This is a genomic window from Gordonia paraffinivorans NBRC 108238, from assembly GCF_000344155.1.
Lineage (GTDB): Bacteria > Actinomycetota > Actinomycetes > Mycobacteriales > Mycobacteriaceae > Gordonia > Gordonia paraffinivorans.
Map to the genome: position 1 here is coordinate 127,499 of NZ_BAOQ01000012.1, position 11,253 is coordinate 138,751.

At 68.4% G+C, this 11,253-nt stretch carries 9 protein-coding genes and 1 tRNA gene; 5 read left to right on the forward strand and 5 right to left on the reverse strand.

Annotation, left to right across the window (positions count from 1 at the left end; all coding sequences use genetic code 11):
* Positions 1-4 precede the first annotated feature (4 nt).
* A complete protein-coding gene (locus GP2_RS21135) occupies positions 5-313 on the forward strand; it encodes a hypothetical protein (RefSeq protein ID WP_006899750.1) in 309 nt (102 codons plus the stop codon).
* A gap of 159 nt (positions 314-472) precedes the next feature.
* Positions 473-763, forward strand: a complete 291-nt coding sequence (locus GP2_RS06820) for a WhiB family transcriptional regulator (RefSeq protein ID WP_040526567.1) — start codon at positions 473-475, stop codon at positions 761-763.
* A gap of 91 nt (positions 764-854) precedes the next feature.
* On the opposite strand, the gene GP2_RS06825 is transcribed toward GP2_RS06820, so the two are convergent.
* The 3 genes from GP2_RS06825 to GP2_RS06835 form a co-directional block, all read right to left on the reverse strand.
* Positions 855-2,174, reverse strand: a complete 1,320-nt coding sequence (locus GP2_RS06825) for an ABC1 kinase family protein (RefSeq protein WP_006899752.1) — start codon at positions 2,172-2,174, stop codon at positions 855-857.
* Between the two features lie 15 nt (positions 2,175-2,189).
* A complete protein-coding gene (locus GP2_RS06830) occupies positions 2,190-3,101 on the reverse strand; it encodes a hypothetical protein (protein WP_006899753.1) in 912 nt (303 codons plus the stop codon).
* Positions 3,102-3,196: 95 nt separating this feature from the next.
* On the reverse strand, positions 3,197-4,645 hold the full coding sequence (locus tag GP2_RS06835) for a zinc-dependent metalloprotease (protein WP_006899754.1): 1,449 nt from the start codon (positions 4,643-4,645) through the stop codon (positions 3,197-3,199).
* 167 nt (positions 4,646-4,812) lie between these two features.
* Between GP2_RS06835 and GP2_RS06840 the strand changes: the two genes are divergently transcribed.
* A complete protein-coding gene (locus tag GP2_RS06840) occupies positions 4,813-5,877 on the forward strand; it encodes a YlbL family protein (protein WP_174320702.1) in 1,065 nt (354 codons plus the stop codon).
* A 25-nt stretch (positions 5,878-5,902) separates the two neighbouring features.
* Here GP2_RS06840 and GP2_RS06845 read toward each other — a convergent pair whose 3' ends face one another.
* Positions 5,903-6,451 carry a PPA1309 family protein gene (locus tag GP2_RS06845; RefSeq protein WP_006899756.1) on the reverse strand — a complete coding sequence of 183 codons (549 nt, stop codon included), beginning with the start codon at positions 6,449-6,451 and terminating at the stop codon, positions 5,903-5,905.
* A gap of 262 nt (positions 6,452-6,713) precedes the next feature.
* On the opposite strand from GP2_RS06845, the gene GP2_RS06850 reads away from it, so the two are divergent.
* Positions 6,714-9,674 carry a UPF0182 family protein gene (locus GP2_RS06850; RefSeq protein ID WP_006899757.1) on the forward strand — a complete coding sequence of 987 codons (2,961 nt, stop codon included), beginning with the start codon at positions 6,714-6,716 and terminating at the stop codon, positions 9,672-9,674.
* Between the two features lie 83 nt (positions 9,675-9,757).
* Here GP2_RS06850 and GP2_RS06855 read toward each other — a convergent pair whose 3' ends face one another.
* Positions 9,758-10,048: a hypothetical protein gene (locus GP2_RS06855; protein WP_006899758.1), complete on the reverse strand. Its 291-nt coding sequence runs from the start codon at positions 10,046-10,048 to the stop codon at positions 9,758-9,760.
* Positions 10,049-10,290: 242 nt separating this feature from the next.
* Between GP2_RS06855 and GP2_RS06860 the strand changes: the two genes are divergently transcribed.
* Positions 10,291-10,367, forward strand: a tRNA-Met gene (locus tag GP2_RS06860).
* Positions 10,368-11,253: the final 886 nt, after the last annotated feature.

Below are 11,253 nucleotides of genomic sequence, written 5' to 3' on the forward strand. Positions count from 1 at the left end.
ATCAGTGAACGGAACCACCGTGAACCAGGCCGTCATCGCCGTGCCTGCGGCCAAGCCGATCCCGGCGTTCGCCGCCGTCTCGCGCACCCGTCGCACCCGCTCCTGGATCCCGGCTGTCTGTGCACGTCCGGCTTCGCGAGCCCTGGTCGCGGCCGCGCCCGCCGTGGCGCGTCGCGCCGCCGCATCGGCACAGCATCTCGCGACAGCGCATCCGGCAGCAGCGCAGGTAGCGCTCGTCGCGCCGCCGGCAGCAGAAGCCGCAGCCCCCGCGCCGCATGGGTTCCCCGTACCGACACCGATTCTCCGGAGCTGATCCTCCGAGATATCCGGGCCACGGGCGAATCGCAGAGGCGAACCCGTGGCCCTCTTTCTGTCATCCGAACTCTGGCCCCTGACAAGGGGATTCGGAACGACAGCCACATCGAGGTTCACGGGTCGACAAACCCGACAACGAGCAGATGTGGAGAAACCCATGACCGTCGAATGCGTCCTCGAGTCCTGTATCTCGGCTGACCGCGCAGTGACCGCACGGATCGACCTGCCGTGCCAGGTCACCGACGCCGACCTGTGGTTCGCCGACGACCCGCGTGATCTCGAGCGTGCCAAGGCCCTGTGCGCCGAGTGCCCGCTCAAGACCCAGTGCCTGCAGGCAGCGCTGGACCGAGCCGAACCCTGGGGCGTCTGGGGCGGCGAGATCTTCGAGCGCGGCGTCGTGATCGCCCGCAAGCGACCGCGTGGTCGTCCGCGCAAGAATGTCGCCTGACACACGACACCGGCGTCGTGAGCAGAACGCTCACGACGCCGGTGTCGTCGTCTGTGTGGTCGCGGGGCGGCGCGGGCGCGCGCCCATCCCGTCACTCGTCGGCCAGGCCCGGCACCCACTTCTCCATGATCGCGCGGTACGGAGCGTGTGCCTCGAGCTGGGAGGCGATCCCGACGCAGCCGCCGAGCACGCGGAAGACCATCACGAACCGCTTGGGCACGTTCAGGTTTCGTGAGGTCTTGTAGACCTCGCCCTTGAGATCAGTGGCCTTGCCGGCCGCATACTGCATCCACTTGCGGGTGAAGTGGAACGACTCCGAGTACAGCGGGTCCACGTACGGACGCATGTAGGCCTCGAGGTCGGCGGCGGTCACCTTGTGCGCGTGCGAGGCGCGGATGAAGTCCGTCTCCACCATCAGCTCGCGGAGCTCGTCGTACTTGCGGTCGCGGGCGAGCCGCAGGATCGGTCCGGTCTCCGGGGGCAGGCCGCCGGGGTAGTGGCCGACGGCACCGAAGTCGAGGATGCCGAAGCGACCGTCGTCGGCGAGGAAGAAATTGCCCGGGTGGGGATCGCCGTGCAGGAGGCCGACGCGGTACGGCGAACTGACCTCGAACTCGGCCATCTTCGCCGCGGCGTCGTTGCGGGTCTCCTGATCGCCCTCGCGGATGATCCGCGACAGCGGAATGCCGTTGACCCACTCGGAGACCACGACCTTGGGGGCGCTCGCGATGACCTTCGGCACGAGGAAGTCCGGGCTGCCGTCGTAGGCCTTGGCGAAGGCCCGCTGGTTCTCGGCCTCGCCGAGGTAGTCGAGCTCGGCCTCGGTCCGGTCGATGAGCTCGTCCATCATCGCCTTGACGTCGGTGCCGGGCGACAGCTTCTGGAGCAGTCCCGACATCCGCGAGAGCGTCTTGAGGTCGGCCTTCAGTGCGTGGTCGGCGCCCGGATACTGCACCTTCACCGCGACCTCGCGGCCGTCGGACCAGATGCCCTTGTGGACCTGACCGATCGACGCCGACGCGGCCGGCTCGTCGGAGAACTCCCGGAACCGCTCACGCCACCGCGTGCCGAGTTGCTGGTCGAGGACCTTGTGGACCTTGTCCGCGGGCATCGGCGGGGCCTCCGCCTGCAGCTTGGTCAGTGCGTCGCGGAACGGCTCGCCGAACTCGTCGGGGATCGCCGCCTCCATGATCGACAGCGCCTGGCCGACCTTCATGGCGCCGCCCTTGAGCTCGCCGAGCACCGCGAACAACTGCTCCGCGGTCTTCTCGAGCAGCTCCTGGTTGACCTCGTCCTTGTCCTTGCCGACCATGCGCTTGCCGAGGCCCGCCGCCGCACGTCCGGCCATACCGAGAGGGAGAGAAGCCAACTTAGCGTTGCGACGACCCTGCCCCCGAGTGATGTCGGTCATAGCATCCTTTCCGCGTCATACTTTAGACGACTTGCCCCGATCGTCTCCCATCGGACGACAATCGCAGTCGGGGTGCGGTGACCACCGGCGGCTGCGCGTCCGGACCGGATCGTTCCGGAACTCCACGACCCGATTCAACAGCTCCGGCTCGTCGAGCGCGGCCGATTGCGCCGCAGGTGAACGCAGTGCGCCCACCAGCCGGATGATCTGCCCGTGGGCGATGGCCGCCGTGGGACCCACGATCGCCGGATCGGTGTCGCCCGGCACGCGGATGAGCTGGACGGCCATCGCCGGCCACTCCGGATCGAGGTCGGACCGATGGTGGTCGGCGCACATCAGACAGCTCGACAGCCCGGGCAGGACGAGCGGGCCGACGATTCCCACGCCGTCGCGCACCCGCACGAGCAGGTGGGGGATACGCGCCCGCGTCAGCGCGAACACCACTCGCGGATCGTGGACGAGGAAGTCGCTCAGGATCACCAGCTCGGTGTCGACGGTGTCCAGGGAGCCGTCCGCACGGCGACGCATCGTGCGGTGCACCGACAGTCCTTGCTGACGCAGCGACGCACTCAACATGTCCGCCAGCGGGCCCTGACCATGGATCTGAATGCGGAACTCGTCGGATCTCGGTGCGCCCGAGGGCTTGTCGGCGGGCGCCGGAAGGGTTCGGCCCGCCGCGGACAGTCCGTCGAGGAGTTCGGTGATCTCCTCGCGTGCGAGGCCCGCGGCCGAGGCCCGGCGCAGCAGCGCCTCCGGGGTGCACGGCTGTTCCAGCCGGCGCAGCATCGCGGCGACCGAGTGGGCCGATATCGCGGCGTCGAGCTCGATGATCACGCTGCCGGCCGGGTCTATCCCGACGTGGACGCGGTTGCCCGGGCGCACCAGGATCGGGGTCCCCGGCCGGATGAGCGGAACCGTGATGGACATGGCGCAACTCTGCCAGCGAAATCCGGCCGCCGACCCGGGCGAGCCGGGTTATCCACAACATGGCGCGCGACGTGAGATCTGTGGAGACGGCCGGCTCAGGAGTCGCCGTCGGGCCCCGGCCCGCCCGAACCGTCACCGGTATCGGGATCGTCCTGCTCGGCGAGGGACTTCTCGAGCTCCGCGATCGCGTTGTCGAGATCGGAGTCGGAGGTCAGCAATCGGTCGACGAAGCCCGCGGGATTGTCGAGGTCGGCGGAGTCGGGGAGCAGGTCCGGGTGCTCCCAGACGCCGTCGCGGGTGGACAGGTCGGTGGCCTCGAGGACCTTGCGCCACAGCTCCGACGCCTCGCGCACCTTTCGCGGGCGCAGTTCTAGGCCGATCAGGGTGGCGAAGGTCTGTTCGGCGGGGCCGCCGGATGCGCGACGCCGGCGCATCGACTCGGTCAGTGCGGCGGTGCTCGGGATCCGGTCGCCCAGTGCGAGGGTGACGACCTGCTCCACCCAGCCCTCGATGAGCGCGAGAAGCGTCTCGAGCCGCTCGAGGGCGGCCTTCTGCTCGGGCGTCGTCGTCGGTTCGAACGAGGTGGACGAGCTGATGAGCTCCTCCAGCTTGGACGGGTCGGACAGGAGTTCGGTCGGGTCGATGTTGCTCGTGACCTCGTTGATCCCGCTGAAGTCGATGCTGATCCCGCGGGCGTACTCCTCGACCGTGGCGAGGAGGCGCTGGCGCAGCCAGCCCACATGGGCGAACAGCCGCACGTGCGCGGCCTCGCGGGCGGCGATGAAGACGATGATCTCCTGCGGGGGCAGTCCGAGACCCTCGGCGAACTTCGCGATGGCCTCCGGCAGCAGCACCGCGATCCCCTCGGGGGCCAGCGGCAGGCCGATGTCGGTGGAGGTCAGCACCTCCTTGGCCAGCTGGCCCAGGCCCTGTCCGAGCTGGGTGCCGAAGGCCATGCCGCTCATCTGCGTGAGCATGCCGAGCATCGGCCCGGCGAACTGCGCCGCCTCGGCCGGCAGGTTGTCCTGCCAGGTGCGGGCGAGCTGCTCGGCGATGGGGTTGCAGAGGACCTTCCAGGTGTCGAGGGATTCCTCGAGCCACTGCACGGGCGTCCATGCGACGGTCTGCGTGACGCCGGTGGGGAAGATGGTCGCGTCGTCGAGCCACACGTCGGCCAGGCGCACCGCGTCGGCCGAGGCGGAGATCTCCTTCTCCAGGACGGGCGTGAACGAACCGATCTGCTGGCGCGCGAGATTCACGGCGACCTGATAGTTCACGGGTCCGGAACCGCCGCCGGCCAGACCCGCGCCCATGCCGCTGAGCATGTTGCCGAGCTGGCTGAACATCTGGCCGAGCATGTTCGGATCGAAGTTCGACGGATCGAAATCGCCCAGTCCCTGTCCGCCCATCGCGAATCCGAACGGGTTGGCGCCACCGAAGGGGTTGCCGCCGGCGGCGTCGCCCGGCTTGTCGCGGTCGCCGCTGTTCTTCTCGCGGTCGTCGTCGTCACCGGACGACGAGAAGCCGAAGGGCAGATCACTCATGTGTCCACCGTACCGCCCGGTGGGGGCCGCGACGGGTCGTGGATGTTCGCCGTGCGCGTAGTCCGGCACGTGGTTCGCGACGTTCCGGGGCGGCGGCGTCCTGCGCCCGGGTCCGCGCTGGCGGTGCCCGCGTCATCGTCACTGCTGGGGGCATTATCGTGGGCGGAATGAGTTCGAGCCCCCGTCTCAGAAGGATCGCGACCGTCGCCGTCAGCGTGTTCGTGTTGCTGGCTCTGCTCGTGGTGGGCAATCAGGTGCGGGTGCCGTACGTGGCGCTCGGCCCCGGGCCGACGCTGAACACCCTCGGCACCGCGAAGGTCGAGGACGACGGCGAGGTCGTCGAACGCAGGGTCGTGCAGATCGACGGGGTGCCGACCGAACCGGCCGACGGTCACCTCGACCTGACCACCGTCTCCGTCCACGACGGACTGACCCTGTTCAGCGCCCTCGGCAAGTGGATGTCGGGCACGTACTCGGTCACCCCGCGCGACGAGGTCTACCCGCCGGACCGGACCACCGAGGAGGTCCGGCAGGAGAACACCGCCCAGATGGTGGGCTCGGAGGAGAACGCCACCGCCGCCGCCCTGCGCTACCTGGACCGCCCCACCGCGCTGCGCGTCGCCGGTGTCGAACCCGACGGGCCGGCCAAGGGCGTCCTGCAGGTCGGCGACGAGGTCGTGAGAATCGCCGGGGTCGAGGTCGAGACGGTCAAGCAGATGCGTGAGGTCGTGTCGAAGAAGGCGCCGGGCACCGAGGTGCCGATCGAGATCGTCCGCCAGGGCGCCCCGCAGACGGTCACGGTCACGGTGGCACAGCACCCGGCCGACGAGGAGAACGGCTTCCTCGGGGTGACCGCCCACGTCGTCAACGCCGACCCGAGCCTGAAGGTCACCTACACCGTCGGCGACATCGGCGGCCCGTCGGCGGGCATGATGCTGGCGCTGGCGGTCATCGACCAGCTGACCCCCGGGGCGCTGACCCACGGGGAGTTCGTCGCCGGGACCGGGACCATCGACCCGGACGGCGAGGTCGGTCCCATCGGCGGGATCACCCACAAGACCCGTGCGGCCCGAGATGCCGGGGCGAAGGTGTTCCTGGTGCCCGCGCGCAATTGCGCGGAGGCCGTCTCCGAACGGCCGGACGGTCTGGAACTGGTCAAGGTCGAGAGCCTCGACGGCGCGGTCGACGCGCTCGACGCGATCGGCGCGGGCAAGCCGGCGCCGACCTGCTGAACCGGACCCCGCCGGGTCCGCTCCATCAGGTCCCGGGCTCGTCCGGCTCGAAGGTCCCGGCCAGGGCCTCCCGCAACTCCGTCGCGAGCTTCGGGTGGGTGAGCGTCTCGGGTTCGTCGCCCTCCTGCCGGCGCAGCCGCATCAGTGCCAGGTCCCGGCCGTTGCGCAGCACTCCGACGACGAGCCGCGCCTGTTGCCCGTCCGTCGAGGGACCTGGCGCGCCTGGGGGCACGTGGCGCGGGGTGCCGTCGTCGTCGGGCCCCGGTTCGGCGACCACGATCTCCAGGGCCACCGCGGCGCCGGCGACCGCATCGGGCCAGACGGCCGAGGCCAGGAACTCGTCGAGGTCGGGGCACTCCTGCTCGACCGGGGTGAACACGGACGGCGAGTCGTCGACGAGGTGGGGCGTCTGCTCGGCGATCACGGAGGTCGGGACCAGGGCGTACACCGAGGCCGCCTGACCCCATCCGGAGTCGTCGACGTGGTCGAGGATCTCGCTCAATGCGGTACCCAGGTCCTCGGTCGACCAGGGGGCTGTCGGCGTGGGTCCGGGAGTCGTCGAGTCGGCAGGCACCCGCTCATCTTGCCTCGCCCGGCCGTGTCCCACGACGACAACCCCGACTGTGCCCACGACACCAACCCGACAGCGCCGGCACGTGGCCGTCCGGAACCCGGGCCGGTCCCCGTTCGTTGGCCCGACGCCCGAGTGGGGTCCCCGCACGGGCGGTGCCAGTACAGTGGTGGTCACCACGCCCGGCCCAGCACGTCTCGCCGGGCGTTGTCCGAATTGAGAGCTTTGGAGAGTGGGTCTGGTGGGCGTACGAGGGCCGGCGGGAATGCCGACACTGTCACGCAGGAGCAAGATCGTCATCGGCATCGGGGTCGCCGTCCTGGTCCTCCTGCTCGTCGGACCACGAATCGTCGGTCTCGCGACCGACTGGCTCTGGTTCCGCGACGTGGGGTACTCGAACGTCTTCAGCACCGTGCTGTGGACGCGACTGATCCTGTTCCTGATCACGACGATCCTGGTCGGGCTGATCATCTTCGGCGCGCTCGCCCTGGCCTATCGGTCGCGGCCGGTGTTCGTGCCGACCTCGGGTCCCAACGATCCGCTGGCCCGCTACCGGACCGCGATCATGGCGAAGGTCCGCTGGTTCGCCGTGGCTCCCGCGCTGATCATCGGCGTGCTCGCCGGCCTGGTCGCGCAGGGCTCGTGGGCGACGGTGCAGATGTTCCTGCACGGGACCGACTTCGGCCGCAAGGACCCACAGTTCGGACTCGACCTCGGCTTCTACGCCTTCGACCTGCCGTTCTACCGGTTCGTGCTGAACCTGCTGTTCGTGATCATCGTGGTGGCGTTCCTCGCGAACCTGGTGACGCACTACCTGTTCGGCGGCATCCGCTTCGGGCAGGGCGGCGGATCGGTGACGACCGCGGCCCGCGTGCAGTTGTCGGTGCTGGCCGGAACCTTCGTCCTCCTCAAGGCCGTGGCCTACTGGTTCGACCGGTACAACCTGCTCTCCAGCCAGCGCAAGGCGGAGATCTTCCCCGGCGCGAGCTACACCGACCTCAACGCGGTGCTCCCGTCCAAGCTCATCCTGATGGCGATCGCCATCATCTGCGCGATCGCGTTCTTCGCCGGCATCGTGCTGCGCGACCTGCGCATCCCCGCCCTCGCAACGGTGCTGATGCTCTTCTCGGCGCTGTTGATCGGAGTGGGCTGGCCGCTCACCATGGAGCAGTTCTCGGTCAAGCCGAACGCCGCGCAGAAGGAGTCCGAGTACATCCAACGGGCGATCAACTCCACCCGGGAGGCGTATGGCATCGGGCCGGACAAGGTGATCACCCAGAAGAACTGGACGGCCGAGCCGGCGAATCCCGCGACCGTCGACGCCGACACCCCGACGCTGTCCAACATCCGCATCCTGGACCCGAACGTCGTCTCGCCGACCTTCATCCAGCAGCAGCAGCGCCAGAACTTCTACGGATTCCCGACCCAGCTCGCGGTCGACCGGTACAAGATCGACGGTCAGATCCGGGACTTCGTGGTGACGGTCCGCGAGCTCGACCCGAGCCGTTACCTGGAGAACCAGCAGAACTGGCTGAACAAGCACCTCGTGTACACGCACGGCGACGGCTTCATCGCCGCGCCGGCCAACCGGGTGCGCGAGGCGGTCACCGGCAGCGACCTCAGCGGCGGCGGTGACCCGCTGTACTTCGTCAGCGACACCACGAACTACCAGACCGAGTCGTACAAGCGCGACGCGCCGATCAAGGTGACCCAGCCGCGCATCTACTTCGGCGAGCTGCTGGCCAAGATCGATCCCGACTACGCCATCGTTGGCGGGGCGACCCCGCGCGAGGCGGATCTCGGCGATGCCAAGTACACCTACCAGGGCCCTGCCGGCGTGCCGCTGGGCAACTGGTTCAACCGGGTCCTGTACGCGGCCAAGTACGCCGAGCGGAACTTCCTGCTCTCCAGCGAGATCACGTCGGACTCGAAGATCATCTACAACCGCGATCCCCGGGACCGGGTCAAGAAGGTCGCACCGTGGCTGACCGTCGAGTCCAAGGCCTACCCGGCGGTGATGGACGACGGATCGATCAAGTGGATCGTCGACGGCTACACGACGCTGGACAACTACCCGTACTCGCAGCCGATGTCTTTGCAGAGCGCGACCGCCGATGCGCAGGATCTCAACCCCGGGCAGACCGGGCGGAGCCAGGTCAACAAGACCGTCTCCTACGTGCGCAATTCGGTGAAGGCAACGGTGGACGCCTACACCGGTGAGGTGACCCTCTATCAGGTCGACGACGAGGACCCGGTTCTCAAGACCTGGATGAAGGCGTTCCCGGGCACGGTCGCCCCGCGCGCCGAGTACGACAAGAACATCTCGCTGCGCGAGCACGCGCGGTACCCGGAGGATCTGTTCAAGATCCAGCGGTCGCTGCTGACCCGCTACCACGTCGAATCGCCGAGCACGTTCTTCCAGGCGAACGACTTCTGGTCGGTGCCCTCCGATCCGACCAGCCCGGATGCCGAACGACGTGGCCTCGATCAGCCGCCCTACTACTTCGTCGCCGCGAACCCGGAGTCGAAGAAGTCGTCGTTCCAGCTGACCTCGGTGCTGACCCGTCTGAACCGTCCCATCCTCGGCGCGTACGTGACGGTGTCGTCGGACCCGGACGACTACGGACAGATCACCGTCAAGGAGCTGCCCGCCAACAACCAGACGGCCGGCCCCAAGCAGGCGTTCAACCCGATGACGACCGACAACAAGGTCGCCGACACCCTCAAGCCGCTCGAGGGTCGGGCCACCGTGATCTACGGCAACCTGCTCACGCTGCCGGTGGGTGACAACGGCATCCTCTACGTCCTGCCGGTGTACGCCCAGGCCCAGGGCCAGGAGGCGTTCCCGCGGCTGTACCGGGTGATCACCCGATACGAGTCCACCGACGATGGAACCGCACCGATCGGTTACGCCGCCACGGTGGAGGAGGCCCTGCGTCAGGTCGGCATCAATCCGGACTTCGCCACGCCGCCGGGTGAGCGGCAGGAGCAGGAGCAGCCGGAACAGCCGGAGGAACAGGGTGGTGCGACGCCACCGCAGCGCCCGGCCCCGCCGCAGGGTGGCGGTTCGTCGCCCGAGCGTGACGCCGCGGTGAAGGCGATCGACGACGCGATCAAGGCCCTGCGCGACGCCCAGACCAAGGGCGATTTCGCGGGGTACGGCGCAGCGCTCGATCGGCTGAACGAGGCAGTGACCGAGTACGAGTCGCTGCCCGGCCAGAACTAGCCCGCACGACGAAGCCGGCCGATGCACCTACGGGGTGCATCGGCCGGCTTCGTCTTTCTCTTCCCCTTCCTGGATCGATCCGATCAGTGACGCCTGCGGTACTTGCGCAGGTAACGCTCGGTTTCGGCGGGGGTGTTGTCAGGAAGGACAGGGCTGTGGTGATAGCGGTGTCCGATCGTGTAGAAGATGGCCACTGCGCCTGCGAAGGCGACGACCATCACCGCGGCGGAGATCGCGGCGTACCCGGAGTTGCCCGCCGCCATGTGGACCAGCCACAGCGCGGCCGCCAGGAATCCGGCGAGGGTGAGCACGAACCCGACGAAGCTCATCGGGTGGTTGCCGTGACTTTCGTGGTGGAAGTGACGGATGGCCATGGTTCCCTCCTCGGTTGTTGGGTCGGCCCGGTTCGGGTGACCCGAGTGTACGCCCGTCTGTGACGCAGATCACCAACCTCGACGACCGCGGGTGGGCATGAGTGCTCATCCTGGCCCCGAGCCGTGACCTGCGCTTTATCGAGTGCGAGTGACTGCTGTCACGTCTATCTCTGCAGGCCAGCTGCGATCGGTCCCGCGATTTGCATAGCCGACGAACCGCTGTGTAACGTGGTGTTCACCAACGCGGGGTGGAGCAGCTCGGTAGCTCGCTGGGCTCATAACCCAGAGGTCGCAGGTTCAAATCCTGTCCCCGCTACCACTACGAGAACCCCCGCCCGGGATGTCCGGGCGGGGGTTCTCGCTTTTTCGCGTCGATGCCACGACTGTGGCGCGTGCCCCGAGGGCTGTGCCCCGACCGCGCCCGGAGGCGAACCCGGCATGGATGGGGTTGCGATGCCCATCGTCCGGGTCGCCGGCGCGAACGTACGGAGTACGCCGCCGGCGCAGTCGGTCGCGGCAGGGGAGTGCCGACACCTCGTGCGAAGGCCGATCGCATGAAGGTCTTTCGAAGCGCCGGCCCCACGCGTCGAGGCGAGGGAGTCGGCGGGATCGAGGGTGGGTACATCTCGCCCCGATCGGTCCGGGGCTCGAGGCGCGGGATCAGTACCCAGCTCCCCGATCCGCGGCATCCCCACACAGCCGGAACGGCAGGCCGGTCCCAGCGGGGAGGGGCATGGCTCTGAGTCAGGGGAGAGACTGCTCCCGTCCTCGAGGCTGGGCGGCCTCGTCGACAACACTTCGAGCGACGACCTGCGCTTTTACCTGTTCCGAGCCACCTCCGCGGCAGGTTCGGAAGAATTTTCGCGGAAATTTTCCGGGCAGCATCGTCAAGGGCGCTCGACGACCTGGGATTTCGTCCCGATGCACCCGCCGTGACCAGGCGATTTGACGTTGCCGACTCATCTGCGTAACTTATTCCCAGTCAGCGCGCCACGGCGCCGCCCCGGAGGGCCCGGTGAGGGTTTGGTTCGGGGAGTGGAGACCGGGTTCGAGCTGACCGCCCCTGATCTTCTGGTTCGAGACCTGTTGTGTTTCGGCTGGGTGGGTTGGGGTTGCCGGACTTCCTTACTGTGCAGATCCACGGATTTGCGGGGTGGGGATCGGGTCTGGTAGGCTGGAAGAGTTGCCCCGGAGGCGGGGTGAGT

What these genes read in the sequence shown, in the direction of transcription:
- GP2_RS06820 (WP_040526567.1), top strand. Translation starts at nt 473, where the DNA reads ATGACCGTCGAATGCGTCCTCGAGTCCTGTATCTCGGCTGACCGCGCA.
- GP2_RS06825 (WP_006899752.1), bottom strand. Translation starts at nt 2,174, where the DNA reads ATGACCGACATCACTCGGGGGCAGGGTCGTCGCAACGCTAAGTTGGCT.
- GP2_RS06830 (WP_006899753.1), bottom strand. Translation starts at nt 3,101, where the DNA reads ATGTCCATCACGGTTCCGCTCATCCGGCCGGGGACCCCGATCCTGGTG.
- GP2_RS06835 (WP_006899754.1), bottom strand. Translation starts at nt 4,645, where the DNA reads ATGAGTGATCTGCCCTTCGGCTTCTCGTCGTCCGGTGACGACGACGAC.
- GP2_RS06840 (WP_174320702.1), top strand. Translation starts at nt 4,813, where the DNA reads ATGAGTTCGAGCCCCCGTCTCAGAAGGATCGCGACCGTCGCCGTCAGC.
- GP2_RS06850 (WP_006899757.1), top strand. Translation starts at nt 6,714, where the DNA reads ATGCCGACACTGTCACGCAGGAGCAAGATCGTCATCGGCATCGGGGTC.
- GP2_RS06855 (WP_006899758.1), bottom strand. Translation starts at nt 10,048, where the DNA reads ATGGCCATCCGTCACTTCCACCACGAAAGTCACGGCAACCACCCGATG.